We start from the raw sequence: 15,500 nt of genomic DNA on the forward strand, positions 1-15,500 counted from the left end.
CCCTAAAGCGGGATCTGGACCTGTATTTCTGTTCCAATTCCCGGCTTACTTTGTAAAGAAAAAGTCCCGTTTAAGCTTTCCGTCCTTGTTTTCATATTTCGTAACCCCAACGAGAGTATTTCGCGATCTACTTCATAGTGGAAGCCGCATCCCTTATCCCTAATGTTCATTTTTACACCGGCTTCAGAAGCTTGTAATTCTAATTCTACTTCAGTTGTCTGTGAATGTTTTTTACAATTGGCCAGAGCCTCCTGCCCAATACGCCACAAGGATTCTTCTACTTTTCCGGATAGGTTAACTGCACCTGTCAGCTTTGTTTTGATAGAAAGGCCTAACATCTCAGCATAGCTTCGTAAGGCGCTAACAAGACCATTTTCAAGTCCTTCTGGACGTAGCTGCCAGATTAATGCTCTCATTTCTCCAAGTGCTTCTTGTGCCATATCTTGTATATAGGTGAACGTTTGCTGGACTTCATTGATTTCCGTCAACTCAACCCCAGCCCTTGCGGTAAGACTTAATGAAAAGAGGAGTTGATTTACTGAGTCGTGAAGGTCCCGTGCCAAACGGTTTCGCTCAGCAACGAGCGCTGTATTTTGCTCACGTTGGGTAAGTTTAATTCTTTTTAAGGCAGTTCCGATTTGGTAGGCTACTGCTTCTAGCAGTGCGAGTTCATTTTTCTCGAAATTTGTTTTGTTTGGAGCACCTACATTTAAGATCCCAAACCTTTCTTGGCCAGCACGAAGCGGGACGGTGGCGTGATGAGTCAGACCACCTGTTTCTCCGGCTTCTTCATCAAGAGCATCTTCAATTCGTTTACATTCGATAATATTCGTTGCTTTATTGAGTTGTTGATTATTGTACTTGTTTACACACCAGCACTTACCATGGCACATGCGTCGCTTATGATCATTGGCTAAAGCGGGCGGCAGGGCTTCATCAGCAATAAGATGATGTTTGCCATCGTCATCAATTAAAAATATCCAACCTGTTTGAAGGCCAGTTACTTGAAGAAGTTTTTTCAAGACAACCTTCAATACTTCTGTTGTATCTGTTCCTTCGTTTAAAAGCTCAGCTATCTCTTTTAAAATGTTGAGTTGTTGATATCTATCCTTACCAGACATTGTTTCTCCCTCCGCCACGAAGTATCTGCTTCCATTATACAGTATTTCTAATTTTCAGACTCCGGTTTATCTAATAAGTTTACTGTTAGCACTCGAAACCTGCAATAATTCTACTATTTCTTGATTAGGCCCTTCATAGAAGACTGTTTGCCACCCATTATCAAGTTCATAGGGTCCTTCCATTTTACGGAGTGTTTTAGATTTGGCCATTACATCAGTCAAATTATTGACCTCAAAACAGATATGAGTGTTTAACTGATTTTCTTCATTACTAGAGACTAACTCAAGTCGAAAGTCACCTAAAGTTAAAAATACAATTTCTTCTTCCATGAATATAAAATGTGATTCTTCCTCAAAACCGAATTGGCTTTTATAAAATTCAATCGATTTTCTAAGATGACTGACATTAACGCCAATATGATGAAGTTTCATGGCTAAACCTCCATTTATATAATCAAATTCATATCACCGAATTCATGCCATAAATAACCTGCATCAATGGCATGGCCGTAAGCCTGGAGAAGATGCTGTTTAGAAATAAAGGCGGTAAGCATATCAAGATGGCTAGCCTCTGGCTCATGTAACCCCGTTATGATTCCGTCAGCAATTCTTAGAGGAAAGTGCTCATTGATATATAAATTTGTTACCCCTGAAAGTTCACCCGATATCGCATACGTTTCAAGTGTTCTAACTACGGTTGTACCAACGGCTATAATTCTTTTACCAGCAGTTTTTGTCGCAATAATCTTTTGTTGGGTCTGTTCAGATATATGGTATTCCTCTTCGTTCTCTTCTGGAGTTTGGTGCCACTTGTCATCAAGCAAATAACTAAGCCCAGTATGAAGTTGAATAAAATCAACCTGAATTCCTTTTTGCTTTAGTGTAAATAACAGTTCCCAGCTAAAGGCTCTACCAGCTGAGGGCATCTCGACTGAGCCGGGATGGCTTGCGAAAACCGTTTGATAATAATCCAAATCCCAGGGGTGATTGATATATTCGTAACGAACAGGTTCTCCGAGGCTATAGAACATGTTTAATAGGTCGGAACCTTTCTTCTCAAACTTCAATATTGCTAGTGGAGTTTTCTCCTTTAGACCAATTACCATTGCCGAAAGCTCAGGTGCAAATATAAAAATGTCACCAATCTTTGTATAATCCTGAACAATGAGTGCCTCCCATGTATCTTCAGTAATTCGTCTGGCCAGCCTAACTTCGACGTTGGCTCTCATTTTCCCGTTACTTAGATTCTTTGCTTGGAAAACTGCTGGTATGGTGCGGCTATTATTTAAAATAACAAGGTCTCCTGGCTGTAAATATTCAGGTAAATTGAAGAAAAGGTCATGTTGGATCTTACCGTAATTCCGGTCAAGCGCCATCATCCGGACGTGATCTCTTCTGATGCCACGCTCTTCAGGTGGAAGGGATGCATTTAGTTCATTTGGAAGGTAAAAATCTAGAGTGTTGTCTACCATGTCCTACCCCTCCTCCTCAGATTGGGCTGAGAATCGTTTTCCATTAATGCTTTTTGCTCGATCAGATGCTAAATATAAGAATATATCAACGACTTCTTCAGGTTTTGCTAACGGATAATCGCAATCTGGAACAGCGAGTTTGTGCATGTCAGTGTCCATTTCGCCAGGGTCGACCATATTAATCCGAATTCCAGTCTCACTAAATTCATCGGCCCATGTTTGGGTAATGCCTTCTACAGCGAATTTAGAGACCCCATACGCTCCCCAGCCTGCATAACCAATGTGACCAGCCTCTGAAGTAACATTGATAATGGAACCTTGGTTCCGTTCAAGCATACTTAAGGAAACCCTTTTTGTAACTAGAAAAGTTGATACTGCATTTACTCTTAATACTTCAGCAAAGTCTTCTTCAGGATAATCAAGGAGTAGTGGCATTGGGCTCGGGCCTAACATAGAAGCATTGTTAATCAAAACATCAATCTGTCCATAAGCCGCCTCGGTAACTGAAACGAATCGATCTACATCTTGGGAGCGGGAAACATCAGCGGTAACTGCAACTACTTTTGCCCCTAAACTCTCTGCTTCTAGCTTGACTTTTAATAAATCACTTTCTGACCTTGCACAAATTGAAAGTTTTGCTCCTTCCTTGGCAAAAGCTAATGTCAGTGCTCTCCCTAAACCCTTTGAAGCACCAGTAATCATTACAACTTTATTTTTCATTCTTTATCTCTCCTTTTAGCTATCGATGGTTTAAGCATACCGATTTCTGAAAAATCCTTCTTCGTAAAAAAGCTTGAATTTTTCTACGACTTTTGGATGAGATAATCTCCTTATTCAATTGAGGATAGGAGGAATAGTGCCGATATTGGACAACCTTTCGTCAAAATTCAGGTTATTTCGAGCAACCTGGCTACATAAGATTAGTTAAGAATGTACACAAATTGAAAGGGTAGGTGGAGAATGAGTCGAATCCAAAAATCAATGCTAGGTGCTTTTATTGGTGCTTCTTCGGCAGGTATGTGGTTGGTTGTCGATCTTTTACTTCCGGAACCAATCGGGGACTACTTATTGTTTTTCATAATGGGGGTAGTCCATATGGTCATTGGCTGGCAAGTGGCAAGGCTTGTTGGAAAACAAAAAGAAAGTCCATCATTGGAAGGGCAAGATAGTCTTAATACATCCGATATATAGAAGTGAAGGCTCTCAGATTTTATGATTGAGGGCCTTAAACATATCTAACTGCAAGCACCATCGTTTTTTTTGAAAGGTGCACCTTCTGTCAGCACTGTTTGTCGCCAATAAACGAGCTGTGCATATCTTGAGTATGCATAGTTTATTTTGGAAGTTAAGGTAGTTTGTGTTTGGCGCATGTTTACGCGGGTGCGGTAGGAAACTATCTGTCAAAGGGGGTTTCTTATACGATGAATGTAATTACAACCTTCAAGGAAAAGCGGAAAGAGAAGCAGATCAAGTATGAACGGAAAATGTTACGTGAGCTTTCATTAGAAGACTTAAAGAAGAATGTCGTCGACTCATTTAGTAGCTTTTTTAGAATGGACTCTATACTTGGCAGTGCCATTGAAGAAGGCTGTATTGATGTTGCAATAGAAGCATATTTATTAGGAGCTAAATATAGCAAATTTGGTTATTATGGAGAATCAGTAGAAGAAGTGCGGATGCGCTGCTACCGATTTGAAAAGAATCTAATTGATGCGTTATATGAGTTCATTTGCTATTGGGGGCATATTGGCGACCAAGGCTTCGTCAATGAGTCACTTTACTATGCATGCGAATACTATGTAACCTATTGGTGGACGGAAGGTTTTCAGAAAGGAGAAAAAAGATACCGGCTAAAATTGCATTAGAATTTTTAATCATATATACTCTCCTTGTCCCATATATTTAACTTAGGGACATGCAGGAGGTAAATGATGAATAAGAAACTTAAAATTGCTGGTATCCTATTGGGAGCTGTTATTTTATTTTTATTTATACAATATCGATTTATGGACAAAGATGTTTGGGATCCGTGGAGTCTACCCTTATCAGGGAAGGTAATTATAATTGACCCTGGTCACGGTGGCCCAGATGGGGGTGCCGATAATGGCGACGTACAAGAAAAAGACATTGCCCTCGAAATCTCAAAGAAGCTCCGTGACTACCTACAGCAACAGGGTGCTTTTGTACAAATGATACGGGAAGAAGATACAGATTTAGCCCCTGATGGAATGAGAGGATACAGTAAACGGAAGACTGAGGATTTGAAGAAACGAGTTCAAATCATCAATGAATCAGATGCGGATTTATTTATTAGTATTCATTTAAATGCCATTCCATCTCCTCGATGGAGAGGTGCACAAACTTTTTATTTTAGTACTTACAAGGAAAATGAGGCAGTAGCCAAGTTTATTCAAGACGAGCTTCGAAACAATCTCGGAAATACAACACGACAAGCCAAAGCGATCAATGGTGTTTACTTATTAAAAAGTGCGAAAAAACCTGGAGCACTTGTAGAGGTAGGATTCCTTTCAAATCCGGATGAAAAAGCCCTACTAGTTCAAGATAAATACCAAGACAAGGTCGCAGCCTCCATTTACACAGGAATCAACCGCTATTTCTCCAATGAATCAAATCCACCTGAATAAGAAGGTGGTTTTTTTATGTAGCTATGACACTCCTCACACTGTAATTTGGGACAGGTATGGTATAATGAGGTTGAGTGAAACCGAATACAGTAATTAGGTGGTGTTTGTTATGTTAACTGAGCAACAAGTGAAGGAAGTATTATATCAACTGCAAGATCCATTCTTACATAGAACATTCGAGGAAACGAATGCAATCAAAGAAGTTAAAATAAAAGAAGAAAAGAAACATGTTAGCGTAAAAATTGCTTTATCAAAGACTGGTACTGGTGAGCAACTACAGCTTCAATCTACAATTGTAAATGCCTTAAAACAAGCGGGAGCAGAATCTGTAGGTCTTCGATTTACTGACTTATCGCCAGAGGAACTGGCGAAATTTAAGGCTGAATCAGCGGAAGAATCAGCTCCTTTATTATCTCCAGTAAATCAAACGACCTTTATTGCGGTAGCAAGTGGTAAGGGTGGTGTTGGTAAATCTACCGTTTCTGTAAACTTAGCGGTGTCTTTAGCTAGACTTGGTAAAAAGGTCGGTATTATTGATGCAGATATTTACGGATTCAGTGTTCCCGACATGATGGGAATTACAAAGCGCCCTGTCGTTCGTGGCGAAAAGATTATCCCTGTTGAAAGAAAAGGGGTTAAAGTCATTTCAATGGGCTTCTTTGTGGAAGACAATTCACCCGTTATTTGGCGTGGTCCAATGCTCGGAAAAATGTTAAATAACTTCTTTAATGAAGTTGAATGGGGAGATCTAGATTACTTAGTTCTAGACTTACCGCCTGGTACAGGTGATGTAGCACTAGATGTTCATACTATGCTTCCTCATTGTAAAGAAATTATAGTAACAACACCACATCCTACAGCTGCATTTGTAGCTGCCAGAGCGGGTGCAATGGCTTTACGTACAGAACACGAAGTACTTGGTGTTATTGAAAATATGTCTTATTTTGAAAGTAAAGTAACAGGCGAAAAAGAATATGTGTTTGGTAAAGGCGGCGGAGAGAAACTTGCGGAAGAGCTTCAAACATCCTTGCTAGGAAAAATTCCATTAGGTCAGCCTGATTGGAATGATGAGGACTTTGCCCCATCTGTTTACGACGAAAGTCACCCAACTGGAAAGATCTATAACGAAATTGCAAAACGAGTAATTGATGCTATTTAAATTAAAAAGAACCTCCTGAGTTTCAGGAGGTTCTTTTATATAGGAAGGAGGGTTAGCTATTTCCAGTTCCTTCTCCTTCATCTTTTTTCGCTTTTTCTTCTTTTTGCATATCCTCAGCTGCTTTAATGAGAATATCTTCAATTTTAGCTTTATATAACGGACTTTCAAGTGTTTCACTGATGACTGTTTGAAGATGTTTTCTGTATTCTTGGCTTTTCAGAACATCCATGAATTGTTCTTCCATCTCAGGATTTTTCAAGATGTCCATCATCATTTTTTGATAGTCGGGATCCTTCATCAAGTCCTTAATGAGCTTTTCGTGCTCCGTTTGCATACTCTTTGCAAAGTCTTCTACAAACTTGGTATCCTCAAACGTCTTTTTCCAAAACTCAACCCCGTTGTCAGAGGTAAGAGTTTCACGGATGGCATCTTTAACAACGACTTGGTCCATGACGAGATGCTGCTTTATTCTTTCATCTCGCATGAGTTCTTCAACTGCCTTTTTACCGTCATCGGTTTTCAATATATCGACAACCATTTTTTTTGTTTCTTCATAATCCATTCGGTTTTGTTCGACATTTGCTGGGGCACACCCAACTATTACTAATAGAAAACTAAAAATGAGGAGGAGCGACATCCATTTTCTCATTTATAAAGCTCCTTTCATAAGGGATCCTTAGTTGTTAATATGCTTTTTTTTGTTAAAAAATATTCACTGATTGGATGGTGAGAAACTGGCATTTATCCCCGACATTTTGGTACAATCATATTTGAATATAAAGAGTGGGGGATTTTGTCGTGAAAAGTCGAAATTGGGTAAGGTTATTTCTATCTACCTTACTAGTAGGCGCCATTAGTGGAATCATTACTGGATTTGCTGTTAAATGGAGTGAATATAAAGATTTATTTATAGCTTCGGATTACGTCGAAATACTTATGGTTGCATTTTGGCTCGTCGGAGTTGGATTTACTTTTAGTATTATTAGCCAAATGGGTTTCTTTGCCTATTTATCAGTTCACCGATTTGGACAAGGGATGTTTAAAGGTGCATGGAATCCTGCTCAAGTAGTATTGATTGCTTTTGTATTATTTGACTTAATTTATTTCCGTATTCAAGTATTTGCAACCGAGGGTGAGAGTATCTCCTCATATGTATGGGTTCCAATAGGTATATTAGTTTTCTCATTAATCATTGCATTCTTTAAAAGCAGACAGACCAATCGTAAAGCATTCATTCCAGCTGTATTTTTTATGTTTGTTGTTACTGTAATTGAATGGGTGCCAGCAATTAGGGCAAATGATGGAAGTTGGCTGTACCTAATGATTTTTCCTCTCTTAATTTGCAATGCGTATCAATTATTGATACTTCCAAAATTAACAAAACAAAAAAGCTGACCCTATGGGATCAGCTTTTTTACTACAATTCATTCGACAACTTCACTTTTTACATCCGCATTATTTAGCATGTCGCTAACTGTTACAAATGACAGGCCTTTACCTTTAATTCCTTTCAATACTCCAGGAAGTGCTTCCGCAGTCTGTTTAGCTGAATCTGAAGCGTGGAATAAAATAATGTCTCCACTCTTTACCCTGCCTATAACATTGCTTGTTATTTTAGCTACACCTGGATTGTTCCAATCATTTGAATCAATACTCCAGTGAATGAGAGTATATCCAAGAGAATCCAAGACCTTTACTACTCTAGAGTCAAAATTTCCATCAGGTGTTCTAAAGAAGGAAATAGTTTTGACACCCATTTTCTTAAATGCATCTTGGGCCTTATAGACATCCTTTTTAATTTGGACATCCTCTAATTCAGTATAGTTTTTATAATCATATCCTTTAATGCCAATCTGGTGCCCGTCTTTCACAATCCGTTCAACTATCTGCGGGTGGCGCTCAGCCCACGAAGCGGATAGGAAGAAGGTCGCATTTGTTACACCTGAATTCTTTAAGGTATCGAGAATCGGTAAGGCCTTCGTGTCTCCCCAACTAATATTAAAAGTAAGTGCAACTGTCTTTTCGCTTTTTTCTCCTGAATAAATCACTCGTGGGCCGTTTTCGGTTGAAAAAACAGGAGCAATATTGCCTTTTTCTATATAAAAGATACTGGCGGTAAATAATGAAGCGAAAAGAATAATTAATGTTTGCTTAATCCTCTTGCTACTAAGGATGTAGAAAAAATTCATATTTATCCTCCTTGTCCAAAGAATCTTCTGTCTAAATAATATGCTTGTCATCCAATTTTATGTGCAAATATCTTCGTAAAAATCGATTCATAAAATAACTAAATCTGGTAATAACTAGAATTACAACAAACATGAGGTGAAACTATGATTGGATTATTAGTTAATCAGGTGGAAGTCAAAGAATTAGAATACCTTCTAAAAAGAGAGATGGACGAAATATTGTTTGATGTAGAAGATGCACGAATAGACCATATAGTAAAACGTGCAATGGAAGAAAGATATCAGATCTTATTTCGCTTATTTAAAAGAATTGCTGATCCATCAGAGTGCAGTAGGTATATTCGCACAAAGAAACTAAACAGTAAAAAGGGTTAGATAGAGGGGCAGAGGATTATATCAGGCTAATATGGTCCTCTTTTAATATTTAATCATTTTTTTATAAAGATTGTTGACATGAGAATCAGACGATGATATATTAATAAACGTCGTCGCTGACGATAAACATTTTCAAAAAAAGTTTTAAAAAAGTGTTGACTACAAACAGTTGGCATGCTATATTAAAAAGGTCGCTTCTGAGCGACGAGCTAAAAAAGTTCTTTGAAAACTGAACACAATACAAGCGTCAACGTTTAATTCTAAAGTAACAAACTATTGAGCAATCAATACTCTTATTGGAGAGTTTGATCCTGGCTCAGGATGAACGCTGGCGGCGTGCCTAATACATGCAAGTCGAGCGAACTTTTGGGAGCTTGCTCCCAAAAGTTAGCGGCGGACGGGTGAGTAACACGTGGGCAACCTGCCTATAAGACTGGGATAACTTCGGGAAACCGGAGCTAATACCGGATAACATATGAGACCACATGGTCTCATATTGAAAGATGGCTTTTAGCTATCACTTATAGATGGGCCCGCGGCGCATTAGCTAGTTGGTGAGGTAATGGCTCACCAAGGCGACGATGCGTAGCCGACCTGAGAGGGTGATCGGCCACACTGGGACTGAGACACGGCCCAGACTCCTACGGGAGGCAGCAGTAGGGAATCTTCCGCAATGGACGAAAGTCTGACGGAGCAACGCCGCGTGAGCGAAGAAGGTCTTCGGATCGTAAAGCTCTGTTGTTAGGGAAGAACAAGTACCGTTCGAATAGGGCGGTACCTTGACGGTACCTAACCAGAAAGCCACGGCTAACTACGTGCCAGCAGCCGCGGTAATACGTAGGTGGCAAGCGTTATCCGGAATTATTGGGCGTAAAGCGCGCGCAGGCGGTCCTTTAAGTCTGATGTGAAAGCCCACGGCTCAACCGTGGAGGGTCATTGGAAACTGGGGGACTTGAGTGCAGAAGAGGAGAGCGGAATTCCACGTGTAGCGGTGAAATGCGTAGAGATGTGGAGGAACACCAGTGGCGAAGGCGGCTCTCTGGTCTGTAACTGACGCTGAGGCGCGAAAGCGTGGGGAGCGAACAGGATTAGATACCCTGGTAGTCCACGCCGTAAACGATGAGTGCTAAGTGTTAGAGGGTTTCCGCCCTTTAGTGCTGCAGCAAACGCATTAAGCACTCCGCCTGGGGAGTACGGTCGCAAGACTGAAACTCAAAGGAATTGACGGGGGCCCGCACAAGCGGTGGAGCATGTGGTTTAATTCGAAGCAACGCGAAGAACCTTACCAGGTCTTGACATCCCGTGACAACTCTAGAGATAGGGCTTTCCCCTTCGGGGGACACGGTGACAGGTGGTGCATGGTTGTCGTCAGCTCGTGTCGTGAGATGTTGGGTTAAGTCCCGCAACGAGCGCAACCCTTGATCTTAGTTGCCAGCATTCAGTTGGGCACTCTAAGGTGACTGCCGGTGACAAACCGGAGGAAGGTGGGGATGACGTCAAATCATCATGCCCCTTATGACCTGGGCTACACACGTGCTACAATGGATGGTACAAAGGGCAGCGAAACCGCGAGGTTAAGCCAATCCCATAAAACCATTCTCAGTTCGGATTGCAGGCTGCAACTCGCCTGCATGAAGCCGGAATCGCTAGTAATCGCGGATCAGCATGCCGCGGTGAATACGTTCCCGGGCCTTGTACACACCGCCCGTCACACCACGAGAGTTTGTAACACCCGAAGTCGGTGGGGTAACCGCAAGGAGCCAGCCGCCTAAGGTGGGACAGATGATTGGGGTGAAGTCGTAACAAGGTAGCCGTATCGGAAGGTGCGGCTGGATCACCTCCTTTCTAAGGAAACTGAAGTTCTACGAACTTCATAAAAAGACGTTTTGTATTGTGGTCAGTTTTGAGAGTGCTTTTTTGTGCTTTCAATATTGCACTTGCGTCTGCTAGGTTAATCGAAGATGATTGATTCCTCAGCGCAAAGCTGCATGAAGATTACTCACTGATGTTTAATCACGATGTGATTGAAGTCAGTAGCTTCGTTCCTTGAAAACTAGATAACGTAACAAAACATTCATTGAAGTAAAGTTCTTTAAAACTTGAAGGCGCACGAGAAGCAAGAAGTTCGAGGCGATGAGTTTTCGAGCAGCGGAGTGCACTTTAGGGTGCATGAGCAGCAGAGAAAGCGAGTCAACGAAGAAATTCGCAGCTTATCGAAGCCGAATAGGTTAAGTTATGAAGGGCGCACGGTGGATGCCTTGGCACTAGGAGCCGATGAAGGACGGTACTAACACCGATATGCTTCGGGGAGCTGTAAGTAAGCATTGATCCGAAGATTTCCGAATGGGGAAACCCACTGCTCGTAATGGGGCAGTATCCTTACCTGAATACATAGGGTAAGAGAAGGTAGACCCGGGGAACTGAAACATCTTAGTACCCGGAGGAAGAGAAAGCAAACGCGATTTCCTGAGTAGCGGCGAGCGAAACGGAAGATAGCCCAAACCAAGAGGCTTGCCTCTTGGGGTTGTAGGACACTCTATACGGAGTTACAAAAGAGCGAAGTAGACGAAGTGACCTGGAAAGGTCCGTCAGAGAAGGTAACAACCCTGTAGTCGAAACTTCGTTCTCTCTTGAGTGGATCCTGAGTACGGCGGGACACGAGAAATCCCGTCGGAAGCTGGGAGGACCATCTCCCAAGGCTAAATACTCCCTAGTGACCGATAGTGAACCAGTACCGTGAGGGAAAGGTGAAAAGCACCCCGGGAGGGGAGTGAAATAGAACCTGAAACCGTGTGCCTACAAGTAGTCAAAGCACATTTATGTGTGATGGCGTGCCTTTTGTAGAATGAACCGGCGAGTTACGATCCCGTGCAAGGTTAAGTTGAAGAGACGGAGCCGCAGCGAAAGCGAGTCTGAATAGGGCGAAATAGTACGTGGTCGTAGACCCGAAACCAGGTGATCTACCCATGTCCAGGGTGAAGTTCAGGTAACACTGAATGGAGGCCCGAACCCACGCACGTTGAAAAGTGCGGGGATGAGGTGTGGGTAGCGGAGAAATTCCAATCGAACTTGGAGATAGCTGGTTCTCTCCGAAATAGCTTTAGGGCTAGCCTCGAGTATAGAGTCTTGGAGGTAGAGCACTGATTGGACTAGGGGCCCTCATCGGGTTACCGAATTCAGTCAAACTCCGAATGCCAAAGACTTGATTCTCGGGAGTCAGACTGCGAGTGATAAGATCCGTAGTCAAGAGGGAAACAGCCCAGACCACCAGCTAAGGTCCCAAAGTATACGTTAAGTGGAAAAGGATGTGGAGTTGCTTAGACAACCAGGATGTTGGCTTAGAAGCAGCCACCATTTAAAGAGTGCGTAATAGCTCACTGGTCGAGTGACTCTGCGCCGAAAATGTACCGGGGCTAAACGTATCACCGAAGCTGTGGATTGTTCTTACGAACAATGGTAGGAGAGCGTTCTAAGTGCCGTGAAGTCAGACCGTGAGGACTGGTGGAGCGCTTAGAAGTGAGAATGCCGGTATGAGTAGCGAAAGATGGGTGAGAATCCCATCCACCGAATGCCTAAGGTTTCCTGAGGAAGGCTCGTCCGCTCAGGGTTAGTCGGGACCTAAGCCGAGGCTGAAAAGCGTAGGCGATGGACAACAGGTTGATATTCCTGTACCACCTCTTTACCGTTTGAGCGATGGAGGGACGCAGGAGGATAGGGTAAGCGCACTGTTGGATATGTGCGTCCAAGCAGTTAGACTGGTAAGTAGGCAAATCCGCTTACCGTAAGGTTGAGCTGTGATGGCGAGGGAAATATAGTACCGAAGTTCCTGATTCCACACTGCCAAGAAAAGCTTCTAGCGAGGTAAATGGTGCCCGTACCGCAAACCGACACAGGTAGGCGAGGAGAGAATCCTAAGGTGATCGAGAGAACTCTCGTTAAGGAACTCGGCAAAATGACCCCGTAACTTCGGGAGAAGGGGTGCTTTTTAGGGTGCATAGCCCTGAAGAGCCGCAGTGAATAGGCCCAGGCGACTGTTTAGCAAAAACACAGGTCTCTGCGAAGCCGCAAGGCGAAGTATAGGGGCTGACACCTGCCCGGTGCTGGAAGGTTAAGAGGAGGGGTTAGCGCAAGCGAAGCTCTGAATCGAAGCCCCAGTAAACGGCGGCCGTAACTATAACGGTCCTAAGGTAGCGAAATTCCTTGTCAGGTAAGTTCTGACCCGCACGAAAGGTGTAACGATCTGGGCACTGTCTCAACGAGAGACTCGGTGAAATTATAGTACCTGTGAAGATGCAGGTTACCCGCGACAGGACGGAAAGACCCCGTGGAGCTTTACTGCAGCCTGATATTGAATTTTGGTACAGCTTGTACAGGATAGGTAGGAGCCTTGGAAGCCGGAGCGCCAGCTTCGGTGGAGGCATCGGTGGGATACTACCCTGGCTGTATTGAAATTCTAACCCGAAGGCCTTATCGGCCTTGGAGACAGTGTCAGGTGGGCAGTTTGACTGGGGCGGTCGCCTCCTAAAAAGTAACGGAGGCGCCCAAAGGTTCCCTCAGAATGGTTGGAAATCATTCGTAGAGTGTAAAGGCACAAGGGAGCTTGACTGCGAGACCTACAAGTCGAGCAGGGACGAAAGTCGGGCTTAGTGATCCGGTGGTTCCGCATGGAAGGGCCATCGCTCAACGGATAAAAGCTACCCCGGGGATAACAGGCTTATCTCCCCCAAGAGTCCACATCGACGGGGAGGTTTGGCACCTCGATGTCGGCTCATCGCATCCTGGGGCTGTAGTCGGTCCCAAGGGTTGGGCTGTTCGCCCATTAAAGCGGTACGCGAGCTGGGTTCAGAACGTCGTGAGACAGTTCGGTCCCTATCCGTCGTGGGCGTAGGAAATTTGAGAGGAGCTGTCCTTAGTACGAGAGGACCGGGATGGACACACCGCTGGTGTACCAGTTGTTCTGCCAAGGGCATAGCTGGGTAGCTATGTGTGGAAGGGATAAGTGCTGAAAGCATCTAAGCATGAAGCCCCCCTCAAGATGAGATTTCCCATAGTGTTAAACTAGTAAGATCCCTCGAAGATGACGAGGTTGATAGGTCAGAGGTGGAAGCATGGTGACATGTGCAGCTGACTGATACTAATCGATCGAGGACTTAACCAAAATACTTTGAAGATGAATGTACGTACGTTATCTAGTTTTGAAGGAATGAATCCTTCATATAGTCTAGTGGCGATAGCGAAGAGGTCACACCCGTTCCCATACCGAACACGGAAGTTAAGCTCTTCAGCGCCGATGGTAGTTGGGACTTTGTCCCTGTGAGAGTAGGACGTCGCTAGGCTTTTATTCCGCAGTAGCTCAGTGGTAGAGCTATCGGCTGTTAACCGATCGGTCGTAGGTTCGAATCCTACCTGCGGAGCCATTGCTTCCATAGCTCAGCTGGTAGAGCACTTCCATGGTAAGGAAGAGGTCAGCGGTTCGAGCCCGCTTGGAAGCTTAAAAAAGAGAAATTTACAAATTGGCCCGTTGGTCAAGCGGTTAAGACACCGCCCTTTCACGGCGGTAACACGGGTTCGAATCCCGTACGGGTCACCATTTTTGGAGGATTAGCTCAGCTGGGAGAGCACCTGCCTTACAAGCAGGGGGTCGGCGGTTCGATCCCGTCATCCTCCACCATTTTAATATATATTTGCCGGTGTAGCTCAGTTGGTAGAGCAACTGACTTGTAATCAGTAGGTCGTGGGTTCGACTCCTATCGCCGGCACCATCTTCATTTAATGATGGAGGGGTAGCGAAGTGGCTAAACGCGGCGGACTGTAAATCCGCTCCCTCCGGGTTCGGCGGTTCGAATCCGTCCCCCTCCACCATTTACATATCCTTATAAGCCTTTATTCTTTCTTTGGACAAGTTCAAAAGGTTGAAATAGGCTATTTTTATGAAGTGACATATTTTATTTCCTTAGATTCACATAATTTGTATGCTATATGAGCAAGATACTAGGGTAATAAAAAAATATAATTCCGTGTTATGATAACTTTTGAAGATGAAAAAGACATATTAAGTTAAGGATTACATTAATACTTAGTATTGTCGACGATATTTCCTACTGAAATATCCCAAAATATCCTCTTGCGTTGATTTTTCTTGATGTTTATTCAAGGAAGACTAATCACGTAGTAAAATCAATGGGCTATAGCCAAGCGGTAAGGCAACGGACTTTGACTCCGTCATTCGTAGGTTCGAATCCTGCTAGCCCAGCCATTTTAGAGCCATTAGCTCAGTTGGTAGAGCATCTGACTTTTAATCAGAGGGTCGAAGGTTCGAGTCCTTCATGGCTCATTTAAGCGGAAGTAGTTCAGTGGTAGAACACCACCTTGCCAAGGTGGGGGTCGCGGGTTCGAATCCCGTCTTCCGCTCCATGAACTACTTCTTTTTTATATTTGGGGCCTTAGCTCAGCTGGGAGAGCGCCTGCTTTGCACGCAGGAGGTCAGCGGTTCGATCCCGCTAGGCTCCACCAATTACATACAGAACTAACAATAAACC

Annotated in this window: 12 protein-coding genes, 10 tRNA genes and 3 rRNA genes; 19 read left to right on the forward strand and 6 right to left on the reverse strand. The window is 43.4% G+C overall.

Going from position 1 to position 15,500, the window contains the following annotated elements:
* Positions 1 to 2 precede the first annotated feature (2 nt).
* The 4 genes from NST91_RS00885 to NST91_RS00900 form a co-directional block, all read right to left on the reverse strand.
* Positions 3 to 1,121, reverse strand: coding sequence for a GAF domain-containing sensor histidine kinase (locus NST91_RS00885; RefSeq protein WP_341329633.1), 1,119 nt, complete (start codon positions 1,119 to 1,121; stop codon positions 3 to 5).
* A 66-nt stretch (positions 1,122 to 1,187) separates the two neighbouring features.
* On the reverse strand, positions 1,188 to 1,553 hold the full coding sequence (locus NST91_RS00890) for a VOC family protein (RefSeq protein ID WP_341329634.1): 366 nt from the start codon (positions 1,551 to 1,553) through the stop codon (positions 1,188 to 1,190).
* A gap of 14 nt (positions 1,554 to 1,567) precedes the next feature.
* Positions 1,568 to 2,593: an S-adenosylmethionine:tRNA ribosyltransferase-isomerase gene (locus NST91_RS00895; RefSeq protein ID WP_341329635.1), complete on the reverse strand. Its 1,026-nt coding sequence runs from the start codon at positions 2,591 to 2,593 to the stop codon at positions 1,568 to 1,570.
* 3 nt (positions 2,594 to 2,596) lie between these two features.
* Complete coding sequence (locus NST91_RS00900) at positions 2,597 to 3,313, reverse strand: SDR family NAD(P)-dependent oxidoreductase (RefSeq protein WP_341329636.1); 717 nt, start codon at positions 3,311 to 3,313, stop codon at positions 2,597 to 2,599.
* Positions 3,314 to 3,553: 240 nt separating this feature from the next.
* On the opposite strand from NST91_RS00900, the gene NST91_RS00905 reads away from it, so the two are divergent.
* The 4 genes from NST91_RS00905 to salA all read left to right on the forward strand — a co-directional run bounded on the left by NST91_RS00905 (position 3,554) and on the right by salA (position 6,397).
* Positions 3,554 to 3,784 carry a hypothetical protein gene (locus NST91_RS00905; protein WP_121448775.1) on the forward strand — a complete coding sequence of 77 codons (231 nt, stop codon included), beginning with the start codon at positions 3,554 to 3,556 and terminating at the stop codon, positions 3,782 to 3,784.
* 230 nt (positions 3,785 to 4,014) lie between these two features.
* A complete protein-coding gene (locus tag NST91_RS00910) occupies positions 4,015 to 4,458 on the forward strand; it encodes a DUF2521 family protein (RefSeq protein WP_121448774.1) in 444 nt (147 codons plus the stop codon).
* A gap of 66 nt (positions 4,459 to 4,524) precedes the next feature.
* Positions 4,525 to 5,238, forward strand: a complete 714-nt coding sequence (gene cwlD / locus NST91_RS00915) for an N-acetylmuramoyl-L-alanine amidase CwlD (protein ID WP_341329637.1) — start codon at positions 4,525 to 4,527, stop codon at positions 5,236 to 5,238.
* A gap of 109 nt (positions 5,239 to 5,347) precedes the next feature.
* On the forward strand, positions 5,348 to 6,397 hold the full coding sequence (gene salA, locus NST91_RS00920; RefSeq protein ID WP_341329638.1) for an iron-sulfur carrier protein/transcriptional regulator SalA: 1,050 nt from the start codon (positions 5,348 to 5,350) through the stop codon (positions 6,395 to 6,397).
* Positions 6,398 to 6,449: 52 nt separating this feature from the next.
* Here salA and gerD read toward each other — a convergent pair whose 3' ends face one another.
* Complete coding sequence (gerD, locus tag NST91_RS00925) at positions 6,450 to 7,046, reverse strand: spore germination lipoprotein GerD (RefSeq protein WP_121448771.1); 597 nt, start codon at positions 7,044 to 7,046, stop codon at positions 6,450 to 6,452.
* A gap of 149 nt (positions 7,047 to 7,195) precedes the next feature.
* Between gerD and NST91_RS00930 the strand changes: the two genes are divergently transcribed.
* Positions 7,196 to 7,792 (forward strand): KinB-signaling pathway activation protein, encoded by a 597-nt coding sequence (locus NST91_RS00930; protein ID WP_341329639.1) that lies wholly within the window; start codon positions 7,196 to 7,198, stop codon positions 7,790 to 7,792.
* A 29-nt stretch (positions 7,793 to 7,821) separates the two neighbouring features.
* On the opposite strand, the gene pdaB is transcribed toward NST91_RS00930, so the two are convergent.
* Positions 7,822 to 8,586: a polysaccharide deacetylase family sporulation protein PdaB gene (gene pdaB, locus NST91_RS00935; RefSeq protein WP_341329640.1), complete on the reverse strand. Its 765-nt coding sequence runs from the start codon at positions 8,584 to 8,586 to the stop codon at positions 7,822 to 7,824.
* A 144-nt stretch (positions 8,587 to 8,730) separates the two neighbouring features.
* On the opposite strand from pdaB, the gene NST91_RS00940 reads away from it, so the two are divergent.
* The 14 genes from NST91_RS00940 (at position 8,731) to NST91_RS01005 (ending at position 15,474) form a co-directional block, all read left to right on the forward strand.
* Positions 8,731 to 8,961: a hypothetical protein gene (locus tag NST91_RS00940; protein ID WP_341329641.1), complete on the forward strand. Its 231-nt coding sequence runs from the start codon at positions 8,731 to 8,733 to the stop codon at positions 8,959 to 8,961.
* A 293-nt stretch (positions 8,962 to 9,254) separates the two neighbouring features.
* Positions 9,255 to 10,806: ribosomal RNA gene (locus tag NST91_RS00945) — 16S ribosomal RNA — on the forward strand.
* Between the two features lie 381 nt (positions 10,807 to 11,187).
* Positions 11,188 to 14,119 (forward strand): 23S ribosomal RNA (locus NST91_RS00950).
* A gap of 62 nt (positions 14,120 to 14,181) precedes the next feature.
* A 5S ribosomal RNA gene (gene rrf, locus NST91_RS00955) occupies positions 14,182 to 14,297 on the forward strand.
* The 16S, 23S and 5S rRNA genes sit together here with 10 tRNA genes alongside, the layout of an rRNA operon.
* Before the next feature lie 6 nt (positions 14,298 to 14,303).
* Positions 14,304 to 14,378: transfer RNA gene (locus NST91_RS00960), tRNA-Asn, on the forward strand.
* Between the two features lie 2 nt (positions 14,379 to 14,380).
* Positions 14,381 to 14,453 (forward strand) — tRNA-Thr (locus tag NST91_RS00965).
* A 23-nt stretch (positions 14,454 to 14,476) separates the two neighbouring features.
* A tRNA-Glu gene (locus tag NST91_RS00970) sits at positions 14,477 to 14,551 on the forward strand.
* Between the two features lie 5 nt (positions 14,552 to 14,556).
* Positions 14,557 to 14,632, forward strand: a tRNA-Val gene (locus tag NST91_RS00975).
* A 15-nt stretch (positions 14,633 to 14,647) separates the two neighbouring features.
* Positions 14,648 to 14,723: transfer RNA gene (locus NST91_RS00980), tRNA-Thr, on the forward strand.
* Between the two features lie 15 nt (positions 14,724 to 14,738).
* Positions 14,739 to 14,823 (forward strand) — tRNA-Tyr (locus tag NST91_RS00985).
* A gap of 319 nt (positions 14,824 to 15,142) precedes the next feature.
* Positions 15,143 to 15,217 (forward strand) — tRNA-Gln (locus NST91_RS00990).
* Between the two features lie 5 nt (positions 15,218 to 15,222).
* Positions 15,223 to 15,295, forward strand: a tRNA-Lys gene (locus NST91_RS00995).
* 5 nt (positions 15,296 to 15,300) lie between these two features.
* Positions 15,301 to 15,375: transfer RNA gene (locus tag NST91_RS01000), tRNA-Gly, on the forward strand.
* Between the two features lie 23 nt (positions 15,376 to 15,398).
* Positions 15,399 to 15,474 (forward strand) — tRNA-Ala (locus tag NST91_RS01005).
* The last annotated feature ends 26 nt before the right edge of the window (positions 15,475 to 15,500 follow it).

Source organism: Ferdinandcohnia sp. FSL W7-1320, assembly GCF_038050315.1.
In the GTDB taxonomy this organism is placed as follows: domain Bacteria; phylum Bacillota; class Bacilli; order Bacillales; family Bacillaceae_L; genus Ferdinandcohnia; species Ferdinandcohnia aciditolerans.

Excerpts from the sequence above, each read along its gene's own strand:
- NST91_RS00885 (WP_341329633.1), bottom strand. The coding sequence starts at position 1,121 with ATGTCTGGTAAGGATAGATATCAACAACTCAACATTTTAAAAGAGATA.
- NST91_RS00890 (WP_341329634.1), bottom strand. The coding sequence starts at position 1,553 with ATGAAACTTCATCATATTGGCGTTAATGTCAGTCATCTTAGAAAATCG.
- NST91_RS00895 (WP_341329635.1), bottom strand. The coding sequence starts at position 2,593 with ATGGTAGACAACACTCTAGATTTTTACCTTCCAAATGAACTAAATGCA.
- NST91_RS00900 (WP_341329636.1), bottom strand. The coding sequence starts at position 3,313 with ATGAAAAATAAAGTTGTAATGATTACTGGTGCTTCAAAGGGTTTAGGG.
- NST91_RS00905 (WP_121448775.1), top strand. The coding sequence starts at position 3,554 with ATGAGTCGAATCCAAAAATCAATGCTAGGTGCTTTTATTGGTGCTTCT.
- NST91_RS00910 (WP_121448774.1), top strand. The coding sequence starts at position 4,015 with ATGAATGTAATTACAACCTTCAAGGAAAAGCGGAAAGAGAAGCAGATC.
- cwlD (WP_341329637.1), top strand. The coding sequence starts at position 4,525 with ATGAATAAGAAACTTAAAATTGCTGGTATCCTATTGGGAGCTGTTATT.
- salA (WP_341329638.1), top strand. The coding sequence starts at position 5,348 with ATGTTAACTGAGCAACAAGTGAAGGAAGTATTATATCAACTGCAAGAT.
- gerD (WP_121448771.1), bottom strand. The coding sequence starts at position 7,046 with ATGAGAAAATGGATGTCGCTCCTCCTCATTTTTAGTTTTCTATTAGTA.
- pdaB (WP_341329640.1), bottom strand. The coding sequence starts at position 8,586 with ATGAATTTTTTCTACATCCTTAGTAGCAAGAGGATTAAGCAAACATTA.
- NST91_RS00940 (WP_341329641.1), top strand. The coding sequence starts at position 8,731 with ATGATTGGATTATTAGTTAATCAGGTGGAAGTCAAAGAATTAGAATAC.